The organism is Xanthomonas sp. SI, from assembly GCF_014236855.1.
GTDB lineage: Bacteria > Pseudomonadota > Gammaproteobacteria > Xanthomonadales > Xanthomonadaceae > Xanthomonas_A.
The window spans coordinates 2,135,505-2,150,887 of record NZ_CP051261.1; the positions used below are offsets into that span (position 1 = coordinate 2,135,505).

The 15,383-nt window shown below is 67.7% G+C and carries 12 protein-coding genes and 1 tRNA gene; all 13 read left to right on the plus strand.

The features are described from left to right. Nucleotides 1-87 precede the first annotated feature (87 nt). The 13 genes from pheT to HEP75_RS08870 all read left to right on the plus strand — a co-directional run bounded on the left by pheT (nt 88) and on the right by HEP75_RS08870 (nt 15,369). A complete protein-coding gene (gene pheT, locus HEP75_RS08810; protein WP_185826168.1) occupies nt 88-2,466 on the plus strand; it encodes a phenylalanine--tRNA ligase subunit beta in 2,379 nt (792 codons plus the stop codon). Nucleotides 2,467-2,487: 21 nt separating this feature from the next. Continuing rightward, nucleotides 2,488-2,787, plus strand: coding sequence for an integration host factor subunit alpha (locus HEP75_RS08815; protein WP_003466661.1), 300 nt, complete (start codon nt 2,488-2,490; stop codon nt 2,785-2,787). Next, nucleotides 2,768-3,124, plus strand: a complete 357-nt coding sequence (locus HEP75_RS08820) for a MerR family transcriptional regulator (protein ID WP_003466663.1) — start codon at nt 2,768-2,770, stop codon at nt 3,122-3,124. The genes HEP75_RS08815 and HEP75_RS08820 overlap by 20 nt, the downstream gene beginning before the upstream one ends. Nucleotides 3,125-3,222: 98 nt before the next feature. Further along, a tRNA-Pro gene (locus tag HEP75_RS08825) sits at nt 3,223-3,299 on the plus strand. 618 nt (nt 3,300-3,917) lie between these two features. Next, nucleotides 3,918-4,619, plus strand: a complete 702-nt coding sequence (locus HEP75_RS08830; protein WP_185826169.1) for a polysaccharide biosynthesis/export family protein — start codon at nt 3,918-3,920, stop codon at nt 4,617-4,619. Beyond that, nucleotides 4,601-6,028 (plus strand): GumC family protein, encoded by a 1,428-nt coding sequence (locus HEP75_RS08835; protein ID WP_185826543.1) that lies wholly within the window; start codon nt 4,601-4,603, stop codon nt 6,026-6,028. Before HEP75_RS08830 ends, HEP75_RS08835 begins: the two co-directional genes overlap by 19 nt. 317 nt (nt 6,029-6,345) lie before the next feature. Next, nucleotides 6,346-7,806, plus strand: coding sequence for an undecaprenyl-phosphate glucose phosphotransferase (locus HEP75_RS08840; RefSeq protein ID WP_185826170.1), 1,461 nt, complete (start codon nt 6,346-6,348; stop codon nt 7,804-7,806). 244 nt (nt 7,807-8,050) lie between these two features. After that, entirely contained in the window at nt 8,051-9,307 is a 1,257-nt protein-coding gene (locus tag HEP75_RS08845) for a polysaccharide biosynthesis protein GumE (protein WP_255424092.1), read from the plus strand. Continuing rightward, nucleotides 9,304-10,401 (plus strand): acyltransferase family protein, encoded by a 1,098-nt coding sequence (locus HEP75_RS08850; protein ID WP_185826172.1) that lies wholly within the window; start codon nt 9,304-9,306, stop codon nt 10,399-10,401. Before HEP75_RS08845 ends, HEP75_RS08850 begins: the two co-directional genes overlap by 4 nt. A 43-nt stretch (nt 10,402-10,444) precedes the next feature. Next, entirely contained in the window at nt 10,445-11,578 is a 1,134-nt protein-coding gene (locus HEP75_RS08855; RefSeq protein WP_185826173.1) for a glycosyltransferase family 4 protein, read from the plus strand. After that, complete coding sequence (locus HEP75_RS08860) at nt 11,575-12,624, plus strand: glycosyltransferase (RefSeq protein WP_185826174.1); 1,050 nt, start codon at nt 11,575-11,577, stop codon at nt 12,622-12,624. Before HEP75_RS08855 ends, HEP75_RS08860 begins: the two co-directional genes overlap by 4 nt. Continuing rightward, nucleotides 12,621-14,129 (plus strand): lipopolysaccharide biosynthesis protein, encoded by a 1,509-nt coding sequence (locus HEP75_RS08865; RefSeq protein WP_185826175.1) that lies wholly within the window; start codon nt 12,621-12,623, stop codon nt 14,127-14,129. The genes HEP75_RS08860 and HEP75_RS08865 overlap by 4 nt, the downstream gene beginning before the upstream one ends. A gap of 52 nt (nt 14,130-14,181) precedes the next feature. After that, the gene (locus tag HEP75_RS08870) at nt 14,182-15,369 is read left to right on the plus strand and encodes a glycosyltransferase family 1 protein (RefSeq protein ID WP_255423726.1); all 1,188 of its coding nucleotides are present in this window, start codon (nt 14,182-14,184) and stop codon (nt 15,367-15,369) included. The last annotated feature ends 14 nt before the right edge of the window (nt 15,370-15,383 follow it).

The window sequence follows — 15,383 nt, forward strand, 5'->3', positions numbered from 1 at the left end:
GCGAAAGCGGGTCCATCCTGGTTTCTGGTCCCGCATGAAGCCGCTGTTACGAATCTCCAATCCCGAATCCCCAATCCCGGCCTCTCAATGAAATTCAGCGAAAACTGGCTGCGCAGCCACGTCCCCACCCAGGCCACGCGCGATGAACTGGCCGCGACCCTGACCGCCATCGGTCTGGAGGTCGAAGAGGTCACACCGCTCGGCGAATCGCTGCAGCAGGTGGTGGTGGCGCGCATCGTCGAAGCGACGCGGCACCCGGAGGCCGATCGGCTGCAGGTGTGCCAGGTCGATGCGGGGCAGGGCGGTTTGCTGCAGATCGTCTGCGGCGCGCCGAACGCGCGCGCCGGGCTGGTCGCGCCGCTGGCGCTGGTCGGCGCCCAGGTCGGCGGCATCGCGATCAAGGCGGCCAAGCTGCGCGGCGTGGAGTCCAACGGCATGTTGTGCTCGGCCAAGGAGCTGGGCCTGGACAGCGATGCGTCGGGCCTGTTCGAACTGCCCGGCGACGCGCCGATCGGCCAGGCGCTGAGCGACTACCTCGGTTTGCCCGACGCCAGCATCGAGATCAAGTTGACCCCGAACCGCGCCGATTGCTTCGGCGTGCGCGGCATCGCCTACGACGTGGCCGCGGCCTGCGCCAGCGAAGTGTTGCCGTTCGCGGCCGAGCCGGTCGCGGTCGCCAGCGAGCGCTGCCTCGAGGTGCGCCTGCAGGCGGGCGGCGATGCGCCGCGCTACTGCGGCCGCGTCGTCGAGGATCTCGATCCGGCGGCGAAGACGCCGCTGTGGATGGCCGAACGCCTGCGCCGCAGCGGCGTGCGCCCGGTGTCGCTACTGGTCGATATCACCCAGTACGTGATGCTGGAACTAGGCCAGCCGATGCATGCCTTCGACCTGGAGACGCTGCACGGCCCGGTCGGCGTGCGCCGCGCGCGTGCCGGCGAGACGCTGAAACTGCTCGACGGCCGCGACGCGACGCTCGACGACGGCTTCCTGGCCGTTACCGACGGCGACCGCGTGGTCGCCCTGGCCGGCTTGATGGGCGGCCACGACACCCGCGTCACCGATGCGACCCGGCATGTATTCCTGGAGGCCGCGCACTTCGCGCCGGCGGCGATCATGGGCCGCGGCCGCAAGCTCGGCCTGCACACCGACGCCGGCCACCGCTTCGAACGCGGCGTGGACCCGGCGCTGCCGCGGCCGGCGCTGGAACTGGCGACGCGGCTGGTGCTGGAGCTGGCCGGCGGCCGCGCCGGCCCGGTGGTGGAGGCCGAGTTGCGCGAGCACCTGCCGACGCCGGCGCCGATCACGCTGCGCCGCGCGCGCATCGTGCGCGTGCTCGGCATCGAGATCGCCGACGCCGAAGTCGAGCGCATCCTGCGCGCGCTGGGCATGGAGGTCGTGGCAACCGGCAATGGCTGGCAGGTCACCGCGCCCAGCCGCCGCTTCGATGTCGCCCTGGAAGAGGACCTGATCGAGGAGCTGGCGCGCATCCACGGCTACGACCGCTTGCCGACCACGCTGCCGGGCGGCGCCTCGCGCATCGCCATGGGCAGCGAGACGCAGCTGGACGAACTGAGCGTGCGCCGCCAGCTGGTCGCGCGCGAGATGCTGGAAACCATCAACTACGCCTTCGTCGATGCGGCGCTGCTGGACCAGTGGGGACTGGATGAGTGGCGCGTGGCGCTGGCCAACCCGCTCAGCGCCGAGCTGGCGGTGATGCGTCCGTCGCTGTTGCCCGGGCTGGTCGCGGCGCTGGGCCGCAACGTCGCCCGGCAGGCCGGGCGGGTGCGCCTGTTCGAGCTGGGCAAGGTGTTCGCGGCCGCGGCGACGGCCGGTGCTGCGCCAGCGGAGACGCAGCGGGTGGCGGCCGCGGTGTGCGGTGATGCCGAGGCGCTGCAGTGGGGCCTGCCGGCGCGCAAGGTCGACTTCCACGACCTGAAGGGCGACCTGGATGCTCTGGCCAGCGCCGCCGGCGCGCGCCTGGACTACCGTCCGTCGGCGCTGCCGTTCGCGCATCCGACCCGTGCCGCCGACGTGTACCGCGATGGCGCGCGTATCGGCTGGATCGGCCAGTTGCATCCGCGCCTGCTGCAGGCCATGCAGATCGACGTGGAGGTGCTCGGCTTCGAGCTGGACCTGGCGCCGCTGGCGGCGCGCGCGCTGCCGCGGGCCGCCGAGCTGTCGCGGTTCCCGTCGGTGCGCCGCGACCTGGCCTTCCTGGTGCCGGAGGCGGTGGCCTGGTCGGCGCTGGCGAGCAGCGTGCGCGGCGCGGTCGGGCCGCTGCTGCGCGACGTGGTGCTGTTCGATCGCTACGTCGGGCCGGGGGTCGAGGCGGGTTTCAAGAGTCTCGCTATGGGCTTGATTTTGCAGGACAACTCGCGCACTCTGACAGATCGCGATGTGGATGCCGTGGTCGCCGATGCAGTGGCGGCGCTGGCGCGCGAACACGATGCGCGGATTCGCGGCTGAGACGTAGGGGATAGCAGGGCAATGGCGTTGACCAAAGCGGAAATGGCCGAACGGTTGTTCGACGAAGTCGGGCTGAACAAGCGCGAGGCCAAGGAATTCGTCGATGCTTTCTTCGATGTGCTGCGCGACGCGCTGGAACAGGGACGGCAGGTGAAGCTGTCCGGTTTCGGCAACTTCGATCTGCGCCGCAAGAACCAACGGCCCGGTCGCAATCCCAAGACCGGCGAAGAAATTCCGATCTCGGCGCGGACGGTGGTGACCTTCCGCCCGGGTCAGAAGCTCAAGGAGCGAGTGGAGGCTTATGCTGGACCCGGGCAGTAACCGCGAACTTCCGCCGATTCCGGCCAAGCGCTACTTCACCATCGGTGAGGTCAGCGAGCTGTGCGACGTCAAACCGCACGTGCTGCGCTACTGGGAAACCGAATTTCCCAGCCTGGAACCGGTCAAGCGCCGCGGCAACCGCCGCTATTACCAGCGCCACGACGTGCTGATGGTGCGGCAGATCCGCAGCCTGCTGTACGAACAGGGCTATACGATCGGCGGCGCGCGTCTGCGCCTGGAGGGCGAGGGCGCCAAGCAGGAGTCGGCGCTGAGCAACCAGATCATCAAGCAGGTGCGGCAGGAACTGGAAGAAGTGCTGCAGTTGCTGCGGCGCTGAGCGGCAACGGCGCAACCGGCTAGGAATGGCTGCGCCAATCCCGCTATAATCGCCAGCTCGCTGCAAGGCGTGACCGCCGCAACGGCGGATGTTTTTACCGGGGTATAGCGCAGCCTGGTAGCGCACTAGTCTGGGGGACTAGTGGTCGTCGGTTCAAATCCGGCTACCCCGACCATCTTCGAAGGCCCATGTCAGCGACATGGGCCTTTTTCGTTTTGCGGGGTTTGCGCGGCCTGGGCGTACACAGGTACGCAGCCAGCAGCTGCGGGAATCCGCGGCAGGAAGTCGTCGTAATGAACGCCCATGCGGCGGTCGCCGATTGCCCGCTCAGCCGATGCCGGCCCGACACCGATAGGGCGGTCAGTTCGGTTCGGACGAAGGTGTAGACAAACGCACCGGCGTCGATGCGATGTCTGCCGGAGCCGCCGCAGGACCTGCGACGGCCAGGACGGAAATCCGGCAGAGAACTGCGGACGAGGGCCGTCAATGCCTTGACATGCGTCACGTTAACGTCGTGTATTTTGCGACGCGGCTTCGTTCGTCATGCTGAATATTCGGACATGTACTTGAATCCACGCGGTATAGCGTCAAAAAAATGCCGCAAGATGGCTTGGTGAGGACGGGTAGCTGTGCCATAGTGCACTGCAACACGAGGCTTCGCTGTTGGCCTGGGCAGTCGTCCCAGGCAGGAAATGACACTGCAATCGTCTTGCCCGACCGGTGATGGAGCGCTGGCCGGATAGAGGAGTGCGGCGTTCCCAAAACCACTCGACAGAGGGCGTCTGCATCACGCATGGGTAAACTCTCCGGTACGTTCAACTGGGCATTGTGTTTGGCCCTTTCTTGTCTGGTCTTCCTGTCTGGCTGCAGTAGCGCCGGATCGAAGATGCTGACGGAATTGCCGCCAGGCGATCCGCTGGCCGCCTCCATGGGACAGCCGGAGTACCTGCTCGGCCCCGGCGATCTGCTGACGATCAAGGTATTCCAGGTGGACGACCTAGAGCGCCAGGTGCGGGTGGACAACGCGGGCCGCATCTCGCTGCCGCTGGTCGGCGACATCAAGGCCGCCGGGCTCAGCGCCAACGCCTTGCAGAAGGACATCACCGAACGCTACCGCAACGGCTATCTGCAGAATCCGCAGGTGTCGGTGCTGGTCGACGAGTTCACCGGCAACCGAGTCACCGTCACCGGTGCGGTGGGCGAGCCGGGCATCTACCCGATCGCCGGTTCGGCGCTGACCCTGCAGCAGGCGCTGTCGCTGGGCAAGGGCGTCAGCGATGTGGCCAGCCGCGGCAACATCGTGGTGTTCCGCAACGTCGGCGGGCAGAAGATGCTGGCCCGTTTCGATCTGCGCGATATCCAGAAGGGCGCCTCGCCGGACCCTGAAATCTACGGCGGCGACATCGTCGTGGTGTACCGCTCCGATGCGCTCGTGGTGCTGCGCACCATGGTGCAGTTGACCCCGTTCGTCATGGTCTGGCGGGCATACCGATGAGTTCCTCGAGCATGCACACCCGTACCACCTCCTCGGCGCCGCTGAGCCCGGCCGACATCAGCCTGCTGGACTACTGGAACGCCCTGTACCGGCAGCGCTGGCTGATCGTCGGCATCACCGTGGCGGTCGTCGCGCTGGCGCTGCTGGTAACGTTATTGATGACGCCCAAGTACCGCGCCACCAGCGTGCTGCAGATCGAGCGCGAGTCCTTGAACGTCACCAACGTGGCCAACCTGATGCCGGTGGAATCGCCGCAGGATCGCGATTTCTACCAGACCCAGTACGAACTGCTCGGCAGCCGCTCGCTGGCCCGCGCGGTGATCCGCGAGGCCCGACTGACCCAGGACCCGGCGTTCAAGCCGCTGGTCGACGAGGCGCTGGAGAAGCTGCAGGGCAATGGCGATGGCCGTGCCCCGTCGCCGGAGGCGCGCGCCGCCGCCGCCGAGAACGCGCTGGTCGGCGCGGTGCTGGACGCGTTGACGATCGAGCCGGTGCGCGATTCGCGGCTGGTGCGGATCAACTTCGATTCGCCCGACCGGGTGCTGGCCACGCGCGTGGCCAACACCTACGCCAAGATGTTCATCGCCTCGACCCAGGAGCGGCGCCTGCAGGCGTCCTCGTTCGCCGCCAAGTACCTGTCCGAGCGGCTGGAGCAGCTGCGCGACAAGGTGGAAGAGTCGGAGAAGAACACGGTCGACTACTCCAGCAAGGAGCAGATCGTGTCGCTGGGCGACGACAAGCCGTCGCTGCCGACGCAGAACATGAGCGAGTTGAACGTGCGCCTGGCCGCCGCGCAGGATGCGCGGATCAAGGCCGAGTCGGCCTGGCGCCAGGCCGGGATCGGCGACGGCCTGGGCCTGCCGCAGGTGATCAGCAGCCCGCTGATCCAGAGCCTGCGCGCCGAGCAGGCCAAGCTGGCCGCCGACTATCAGCAGAAGCTGGCCACCTTCCAGCCCGGCTACCCGGAGATGCAGCGCCTGCAGAACCAGATCGCCGAGACCAAGCGTCAGATCGGCAACGAGATCGCCAACATCCGCAGCGGGCTGAAGAACGATTACGAAGCGGCGCGGCAGCAGGAGACGCTGTTGTCCGAACGCATTTCCAGCCTGAAGAACGACGAGCTGGATCTGCAGACCCGCAGCATCCGCTACAACATGCTGCGGCGCGAAGCCGACACCAACCGCCAGCTCTACGACGCGCTGCTGCAGCGCTACAAGGAGATCGGCGTGGCCGGCAACGTCGGCACCAACAATGTGTCGATCGTCGACCGCGCCGATGTGCCGGGCAAGCCGAGTTCGCCGAAGACCTTGCTGAACCTGGCGCTGGCGTTCGTGTTCGGCCTGTTCTCGGCGATCGCCATCGCCTTGATCCGCTATTTCCTGCGCGAAGCGCAGGCGGCCGCGGCATGAAGCGCGCGGCGCGACGCCTGCTGCGATGCGCCGTGACCGCGGTCGCGACCAATGCGACGACGCAGGCACATCGTCATGTTTCCTACGCAAATTCTTCAGAGAGGTGATACGTGGTTCAGCTAAGTACAGAGGTGTTCCATTATTTTCCTGACCGGTTGTACGCAGTCGCGGTTCTGTTGAAATAAACACGGGCTGCCGTGGACCTGGGGTCGGTGAGGAAGGCACCGCAGCGGTCCACTGGCAGATGAGATCGAGGCTCGCATACGTCGCATGTTCCCCCGCATGCCACCGACCGAGTTTGGATGGGAATCCCGACCATGCTTCTGGCAGACCTGAGTAGCGCCACCTATACAACTTCGTCCCCCCGCTTGCTGTCCAAATATGCAGCCGCCGCGGACATCCTGCTGCGCGTGTCGGATCTGACGGTCATCGTCGCCGGTGCGTTGCTGACCCACCGCCTGCTGTTCGGCAACTGGATGCCGGAAGCGTCCTACCGCGTCGCGATCGGCACCACGCTGCTGTACGCGGTGATCTGTTTCGCGCTGTTCCCGCTGTACCGCAGCTGGCGCGGCCGCGGCCTGATGCGCGAGATGATGGTGCTGAGCCTGGCCTGCGGCGGCGTGTTCGCGCTGTTCGCGGTGCATGCCTTCGTGGTGCAGTTCGGGCAGCAGGTCTCGCGGCTGTGGATCGGCCTGTGGTTCGCCACCAGCCTGGCCACGCTGCTGGTCTCGCGCACCATGGTGCGCGGCGTGCTCAACCACCTGCGCTCGGAAGGCGTGGACGTGCAGCGCGTGGTGGTGGTCGGCCTGCGCCATCCGGTGGTCAAGATCCACAACTACCTGAGCCGCAATCCGTGGGTGGGCATGCAGCTGGTCGGCTATTTCAGCAGCGACTACGACCTGTCGGTGGCCGATCATCCGCAGAAGCTGCAGTGCCTGGGGGCGGGCACGCCGGAGTCGCTGATCGACTACCTCAACAACAACGAGGTCGAGCAGGTGTGGATCTCGCTGCCGCTGGGCGAGCGCGACCACATCAAGCAGCTGCTGCAGCAGATGGACCGCTATCCGATCCAGGTCAGGCTGATCCCGGACCTGTTCGACTTCGGCATGCTCAACCAGTCCGGCGACCAGATCGGCAACGTGCCGGTGATCAACCTGCGCCAGGGCGGGGTGGACCGCAACACCTACTTCGTGGTTGCCAAGGCGCTGCAGGACAAGGTTGTGGCGCTGGCCGCGCTGGCGATGCTGTGGCCGGTGATGCTGGCGATCGCGGTGGGGGTGAAGCTGAGTTCGCCGGGTCCGGTGTTCTTCCGCCAGCGCCGCCATGGCCTGGGCGGGCGCGAGTTCTACATGTACAAGTTCCGCTCGATGCGCGTGCAGCAGGAGCCGAGCGACGTGGTGGTGCAGGCCAAGCGCGGCGACAGCCGGGTCACCCCGTTCGGCGCGTTCCTGCGCCGCAGCAGCCTGGACGAGCTGCCGCAGCTGTTCAACGTGCTCGGCGGCAGCATGTCGGTGGTGGGGCCGCGTCCGCATGCGGCGCAGCACAACACCCACTACGAAAAGCTGATCAACCATTACATGCAGCGGCACTACGTCAAGCCGGGCATCACCGGCTGGGCCCAGGTCAACGGGTTCCGCGGCGAGACGCCGGAGCTGCGGACGATGAAGAAGCGCATCCAATACGATCTGGACTACATCCGGCGTTGGTCGCTGTGGCTGGATACGCGGATCATCGTGCTCACCGCAGTGAAGGTGCTCGGGCAGAAGACCGCCTACTGATGCGCCCGATGTACCGTTATCGCGCCGACCGTCCCCACTGCCGGCGCCGCCCCGTCGTCGCCGCCGGTGGCGGGGACGGCGGCAGCTGGGCCGGGTGCTGCAGCGCCATCGAGGTCGCTTGCCGCTGTGTTCTGTGGGCGGGGCGTACCGCCGTTGGCGCGTGGCAGCCGACGTCGTCGCAACGCATGCGTCGCGTCGCGCAGCGAGGTGCCGCGTGCTGAACGCCGCCATCGCTGCGCCGCCGATGACGCTGCGCGAGCAGCGCCACAATCTTCTGATCGAGCTGGTGCTGCTGTTCGCCATCGGCTACAACTTCCTGCTCGCGGTGGTGAACGCCAAGGTGTTCCGGGTCAGCCCGGCGATGACCTATGTCGCGGAACTGGCGATCTACGGCGCCTGCTTCCTGATCGGCCTGTGGTCGCTGGACCGCAAGCGCACGGCGATGGTGTTCACCGGCATCGGCCTGCTGGCGCTGCTGATGCTGGTGCGGCTGTTCCTGGTCTGGTCGATCGACCCCAAGTTCTTCCGCGATGCGCTGATTCCGTTCGCGTTCCTGGTGCTGGGCGCGGCCTATACCGGTTCGCTGCCCAAACTTTTTCTGCGCATGGCGCTGATCGTGTCGCTGGTGGCGGCGTTCGAACTGGCCTTGCCCAAGGTCTACGGCGACGTGGTCAACCCGAAAAGCTACTTCGTCAATGCGCGCGGCGCCAGCGCGTCGAGCTTCTGGAACCAGGACAGCAACCTGTTCGTCAGCGCGACCCGGCCCGGTGCGCGCAACTTCCTGCCGTCCTCCAACCTGCCGCGCGCCTCTTCGGTGTTCATCGAGCCGGTGACGATGGGCAACTTCATCATCTTCTTCACCGCGATCCTGCTGACCTTCTGGCGCTGGATGCGGCCGGTGGGCATCGCCGCGTCGGTGGCGATGATCGGCTTCCTGATCGTAGCCTCGGACGGGCGCCTGGCCGCCGGCACCTGCGTGATGATGGTGGCGCTGACCCCGCTGCTGCTGCGCATGGACCAGCGCCTGGGCTTCCTGATCTTCTTCGGCGTGTTGCTGGGCGCGTGGCTGATGGTGTGGGCGTCCGGCATCCAGAGCTATGAGGACACCACCCTGGGGCGGGTGTTCTTCACCGTGTACTCGATCCGCAACATGACCGCCGAAGCGTGGTTGGGCCTGGATTTCGACACGCCCTACAAGTATTTCGACAGCGGCATCGCCTATTTCATCTCCTCGCAGTCGGTGGTGCTGGTGCTGGCGTTCCTGCTCGCCTATTCGTTCGCGATGCTGATGCGCACGATCGAGGGCCAGCTGTTCAAGAATCTGCTGATCTTCGCGTTCGCGTTGAGCCTGCTGGTCTCCAACGGCTACTTCTCGATCAAGACCGCGGCGCTGTGGTGGTTCGTCTGCGGCTGCCTGTGGCAGATGGTGCCGCGGCGCGCAGCGGCGGCTGCGTTGCCGCCGGCAACCGACACCACGCCGCGTGCGGCGGTGGCGACATGAGCGCCTCCACGCCGGCCCTGCAGACGGTGCTGGCCGAGCAGCCGGCGCGCAGCGGCGTGCGCGGTACGCGCGATGCGCGCATCGACGCGGCCAAGGCGCTGGCGATCCTGCTGGTGGTGTTCGGCCACGCCAAGGGTATCCCGCATGCCTATGTGATCCTGGCCTACAGCTTCCACGTGCCGATGTTCTTCGTGCTGTCCGGCTGGGTCGGCGAGGCGTTCGGCAAGCGGCCGCTGGGCATGGCGACCTGGACCAAGCTGGCGCGCAGCCTGTTGCTGCCGTATCTGGCGTTCTTCCTGGTCGCGTACGCGTACTGGATGCTGACCCGCAACATCGGTTCCAAGGCGCAGCTGTGGGGCGACCGGCCGTGGTGGGAACCGTTGCTGGGCCTGGTCAGCGGCATCGGACCCAAGCTCTACGTGATGCCGGCGCTGTGGTTCCTGCCGGCACTGTTCGTGACCACGCTGAGCTATCTGTACCTGCGCCGGCGCCTTTCGCTGGAGGTGCTGGCGGTGTTGTCGCTGCTGCTGGCCTGGGGCTGGGCGATCTGGTTCCCGACCCAGGATTACCGGCTTCCTTTTGCGCTGGATGTACTACCGGTGTCGCTGTGTTTCTTCGCGATCGGCGCGGCCGCAGCCAAGCGCAGCGGCCTGCTTCCGACCAGCCGCATGGGCAACGCGCTGGCGGCATTGCTGCTCGGCGCGGCGTGGTTCGCGATCGCCTGGAACAACGGACGGGTGGACGTGAACATGATGAAGTTCGGGCATTCGCCGCTGGGCTTCCTCGCCGCCAGCCTGCTCGGCAGCGCGATGGCGCTGTGCGCGGCGCGGCTGGTGCAGGAGTGGGCGTGGGTGCAGTGGATCGGACGCAACACCTTGCTGATCCTGTGCACGCATACGCTGCTGTTCTCGGTCATGGCCGGGGTGGCCAGCCGTACCGGCCTGGTTCGCGGCGATGCCTGGGGGCCGGCCTGGGCGGTGTCGGTGAGCGTGGTGGCGGTACTCGCCAGCGTGCCGATGCGCGCGGTGATCGTGCGCGTGGCGCCGTGGATGATCGGGCTGCGGCGCGAGCCTGCAAGACAGGAGGCGAACTGATGGCGCTATCGCAATGCTGCATGTGGTCCCGCGGGAGCGCGCAATGAAGGTGGTTCACGTCGTGCGCCAGTTCCATCCGTCGGTAGGCGGTATGGAGGAGGTCGTGCTCAACATCGCGCGGCGGCATCTGCAGCAGGGCCGCGACCAGGTCGAGGTGGTCACCCTGGACCGGGTCTTCACCCGGCCGCAGGAGCGTCTCGCGCAGCGCGATGCGTATCAGGGCGTGCCGATCGTGCGGCTGCCGTTCCGCGGGTCCTCGCGTTATCCGCTGGCGCCGAAGGTGCTGGCCGCGCTGCGCGGCGCCGATCTGGTGCACGTGCACGGCATCGATTTCTTCTACGACTTCCTGGCCTTGACCCGGGTGCTGCACGGCACGCCGATGATCGTCTCCACCCATGGCGGCTTCTTCCACACCACCTATGCCTCGCGGCTGAAGATGCTGTGGTTCAAGACGCTGACCCGGGCCTCGGCCTGGGCCTACGCGCGGGTCGTGGCGACCAGCGAGAACGATGGCCAGGTGTTCTCGGCGGTGGTCGCGCCGCAGCGGCTGCGGGTGATCGAGAACGGCGTGGACGTGAGCAAGTTCGCCGGGCAGGGCAGCGCCACGCCGGGGCGCACGCTGATCTATTTCGGGCGCTGGTCGGTCAACAAGGGCTTGCTGGAAACGCTGGACCTGCTGCGCGCGCTGGCGGCGCAGGATCCTGCCTGGCAGCTGATCGTGGCCGGGCGCGAATACGACTTCACCCAGGCCGATCTGCTGCAGGCGATCGCCGAACGCGGCCTGCAGGACCGCGTGCAGCTGCGCGTGGCGCCGTCGCAGGAGGAACTGGCGCAGCTGCTAGGCAGCGCGCAGTACTTCGTGTGCCTGTCGCGTCACGAAGGCTTCGGCCTGGCCGCGGTCGAAGCGATGAGCGCCGGCCTGTTACCGGTGCTGAGCGACATCCCACCGTTCGCGCGCCTGGTGCGCGAATCGGCGCAAGGCGTGCTGCTAGATCCGGCCGATCCGCAGCGCGCCGCCGCTGCCGTGCAAGCCTATGCCGCCGCCACCGACGCGACGTTCCCCGCGCAACGGCAGGCGGCCATGGCCTATGCGCAGCGCTACGACTGGGAGCATGTGGTCGGCGCCTATCTGGACGAATACCGCGCGGTGCTGGGCAAGACGGAGGGAGGGCGATGAGCGGCGAACCGCGTTGCAGCGGCGATGCGCGCGTGCCGGGTCCGCCGGTCACGGTGCTGCTGTCGACCGAGCGGCCGAGCGCGACCACCAATCCATACCTGACCCAGTTGTACGCGGCATTGCCGCAACAGGTGCAGTTGCGGTTCTTCTCGATGCGCGCGGCGCTGCTGTCGCGCTACGACGTGCTGCACGTGCACTGGCCGGAATACATGATGCGGCACCCCACCGCCGTGGGCACGCTGGCCAAGCAGGCGTGCATGGCGCTGTTGCTGCTGCGGCTCAAGCTCGGCGGCGTGCCGCTGGTGCGCACCCTGCACAACGTGGCCCCGCACGAGGACAAGGGCTGGCGCGAACGGCTGCTGCTGCGCTGGACCGATCGCCTGACCGCGCGCTGGATCCGCATCAACGCGACCACGCCGGAGCGTGCGCCGGCTACCGACACGATCCTGCACGGCCACTACCGCGACTGGTACGCGGCGATGCCGCAGCCGCCGCGGGTGCCGGGACGGCTGCTGCACTTCGGCCTGCTGCGCCCGTACAAGGGCGTGGAAACCCTGGTCGCAACGCTGCAGGCCTTGCCCGATCCGGCGCTGAGCCTGCGCATTGCCGGCAATCCGATCAATTCTGATATCCGCGCCGTGGTCGAACAGGCCTGCGCCGCCGATCCGCGGATCAGCGCGCGCCTGCAGTACGTGGAAGACGAGGTGCTGGCGCGCGAAGTCGGCGAGGCGGAGCTGGTGGTGTTGCCGTACCGGCAGATGCACAACTCCGGAACGCTGCTGCTGGCCCTGTCGCTGGCGCGGCCGGTGCTGGCGCCGTGGAACGAGGCCACCGCGGCGATCGCCGACGAGGTCGGGCCGCAGTGGGTGCTGCTGTATCGCGGCGAGCTGGATGCCGCGCAGCTGGCCGACGCGCTGGCGCAGGCGCAGCGCCTGCCCGCCGACGCGGTGCCCGACCTGTCGCGGCGCGATTGGAGCGCGATCGGCGTGCAGCACTACCGCAGCTATCTGGATGCGCGCGGCGTGCGCAGCGAGGCACGAGCATGAGCGCGACCGAAACCCCGGGTCCCGCAGCAGCGCCGCCGGAGCGCAGCCTGGGTTCGCGCGCGGCCGGTGGCGCCGCGGTGACCATGGCCGGGCAGCTGGCGAAGATGGTGGTGCAGTTCGGCGGCATCGTGCTGCTGGCGCGCTTGCTGACGCCGTACGACTACGGCCTGATGGCGATGGTCACCGCGATCGTCGGCATGGCCGAGATCCTGCGCGACTTCGGCCTGTCCTCGGCCGCGATCCAGGCCAAGCACGTCAGCCGCGAGCAGCGCGACAACCTGTTCTGGATCAACAGCGGCATCGGCCTGGTGCTGGCGATCGTGGTGTTCCTGTCCTCGTCGTGGATCGCGCACTTCTATCGCGAACCGGCGTTGCTGGGCATCTCCCAGGCGCTGGCGGTGACCTTCCTGCTCAACGGCATGACCACCCAGTACCGCGCGCATCTCAGCCGCGGGCTGCGCTTCGGCCAGGTGTCGCTGAGCGATGTCGGCGCGCAGGTGATGGGCCTGATCGCCGGCGTCGGCGTGGCCCTGGCCGGCTACGGCTACTGGGCGCTGGTCTGGCAGCAGGTGGTGCAGGCGCTGGTCAACCTGGCGATCGCCGGCGCCTGCGCGCGCTGGCTGCCGCGCGGCTATCGCCGCGACGCGCCGATGCGCGCATTCCTGAGCTTCGGCTGGAACCTGATGGCCGCGCAGTTGCTCGGCTACGCCAGCCGCAACGTCGGCCAGGTGATCATCGGCCACCGCATCGGCGCCGAGGCGCTGGGCCTGTACAACCGCGCGTTCCAGCTGCTGATGATGCCGCTGAACCAGATCAATGCGCCGGCCACCTCGGTGGCGTTGCCGGTGCTGTCGCAGCTGCAGGACGATCCGCCGCGCTTCGGCAGCTTCTTGCTGCGCGGGCAGACGGTGATGGTGCATCTGATCGTGGCGCTGTTCTCCTGCGCCTGCGCGCTGGCGCTGCCGCTGATCGTGCTGGTGCTCGGCGAACAATGGCGGCCGGCGGTTCCGCTGTTCCAGGTGCTGACCCTCGGCGGCATCTTCCAGACCGCGTCCTACGCCACCTACTGGGTGTTCCTGGCGCATGGCCTGATGCGCGAACAGCTGGTGTATTCGGTGGTTGGGCGGGTGATGCTGATCGCCTGCATCTTCGCCGGTTCGGCCTGGGGCGTGATGGGCGTGACCGTCGGCTACACGCTGGGCCTGCTGGTGATGTGGCCGCTGTCGGTGATCTGGATCGCCAAGGTGGCGCCGCAGGTGCCGGCGCTGGAATTGTTCAACAACGGCCTGCGCGCGATCCTCGGCTACGGCGCGGCCGGCGTGGCGGCGTACTTCGCCGCGCAGCAGTGGGGCGGCAGTTCGCTGTGGCAGCAGCTGGCGGTGGGCGGCGCGGCGATGGCGCTGGGCTGCGTGCTGGTGTTCGCGCTGTGGCCGGCGTTCCGCCGCGACGTGATGGCGATCCTCAACATGCGCACCTTGCTGCGCGATGCCAGGGCCAAACGATGACCCGCGATCCGGCGATTTTCCCGACACCCCTCTACCGCAAAGGAGCGATGGCATGAGCGATTCTTCCGCATCGGCGACGCTCGCCGCGGCACCGGCCGCCGCCCTTGCCGGGCGCCCGCCGTGCTATCTGGTGCTGTCGGCGCACGACTACCGCACGCCGCGCCGCGCCAACATCCACTTCATCGCCGACGAACTTGCCAAGCGCGGCACCACGCGCTTCTTCTCGCTGCGCTACAGCCTGCTGTCGCGGATGAAGGGCGACCTGCGGCTGCCGCTGGATGCCACCGCCAACACCGTGGTCACCCACAACGGTGTGGACTGCTACCTGTGGCGCGCGCCCGTGCATCCGTTCAACACGCGGCGGCGCTGGCTGCGGCCGCTGGAAGACCTGATGTTCAAGCTGTACGCGGCCAAGCCGCCGGCCACGCTGCTGCGCTGGATGCAGGAAGCGGACGTGATCGTGTTCGAAAGCGGCATCGCGGTGGCCTTCATCGAGCTGGCGGCGCGCATCAACCCGACCGCGCGCAAGGTCTACCGCGCCTCCGACGGCCTGAGCACGATCAACGTCGCCGACTTCATCGAGCGCGAGTTCGACCGCGTGGCGCCGAGCCTGGACGTGATCGCGCTGGTGTCGCCGGCGATGGCCGATGAGATTTCCAGCCGCCACAACGTGTTCCACGTCGGCCATGGCGTGGACCACAACCTGGACACGCTCGGCGATCCGTCGCCGTACGGCGAGGGCATCCATGCGGTGGCGGTCGGCTCGATGCTGTTCGATCCGGAATTCTTCGTCGCCGCCAGCCGCGCCTTCCCGCAGGTCACCTTCCACGTGATCGGCTCGGGCATGGGCCGCGCGCCGGGCTACGGCGACAACGTGGTGGTGTACGGCGAGATGAAGCACGCCGAGACCATCGGCTACATCAAGCACGCGCGCTTCGGCATCGCACCGTATGCCTCGGAGCAGGTGCCGGTGTATCTGGCCGACAGCTCGATGAAGCTGCTGCAGTACGATTTCTTCGGCTTGCCGGCGGTGTGTCCGAACGCGGTGGTCGGCAGCTACCAGTCGCGCTTCGGCTATACCCCGGGCGACGAGGCCTCGATCGTGGCGGCGATCGAGAAAGCGCTGCACGCGCCGCACGTGCGCCACCGCCAATGCCTGAGCTGGTCCGAGACCACCGACCGCGTCCTGGACCCGTCGGCCTATCCGGAAACCCGGCTTTTCGCAGGCGACCCCGCCTGACACGGAGCTTGCTC

Bases quoted from the DNA above. Each gene is read 5' to 3' on its own strand.
- HEP75_RS08855 (WP_185826173.1), top strand. From the start codon at position 10,445: ATGAAGGTGGTTCACGTCGTGCGCCAGTTCCATCCGTCGGTAGGCGGT.
- pheT (WP_185826168.1), top strand. From the start codon at position 88: ATGAAATTCAGCGAAAACTGGCTGCGCAGCCACGTCCCCACCCAGGCC.
- HEP75_RS08840 (WP_185826170.1), top strand. From the start codon at position 6,346: ATGCTTCTGGCAGACCTGAGTAGCGCCACCTATACAACTTCGTCCCCC.
- HEP75_RS08865 (WP_185826175.1), top strand. From the start codon at position 12,621: ATGAGCGCGACCGAAACCCCGGGTCCCGCAGCAGCGCCGCCGGAGCGC.
- HEP75_RS08870 (WP_255423726.1), top strand. From the start codon at position 14,182: ATGAGCGATTCTTCCGCATCGGCGACGCTCGCCGCGGCACCGGCCGCC.
- HEP75_RS08850 (WP_185826172.1), top strand. From the start codon at position 9,304: ATGAGCGCCTCCACGCCGGCCCTGCAGACGGTGCTGGCCGAGCAGCCG.
- HEP75_RS08860 (WP_185826174.1), top strand. From the start codon at position 11,575: ATGAGCGGCGAACCGCGTTGCAGCGGCGATGCGCGCGTGCCGGGTCCG.
- HEP75_RS08815 (WP_003466661.1), top strand. From the start codon at position 2,488: ATGGCGTTGACCAAAGCGGAAATGGCCGAACGGTTGTTCGACGAAGTC.
- HEP75_RS08845 (WP_255424092.1), top strand. From the start codon at position 8,051: ATGACGCTGCGCGAGCAGCGCCACAATCTTCTGATCGAGCTGGTGCTG.
- HEP75_RS08830 (WP_185826169.1), top strand. From the start codon at position 3,918: ATGGGTAAACTCTCCGGTACGTTCAACTGGGCATTGTGTTTGGCCCTT.
- HEP75_RS08820 (WP_003466663.1), top strand. From the start codon at position 2,768: ATGCTGGACCCGGGCAGTAACCGCGAACTTCCGCCGATTCCGGCCAAG.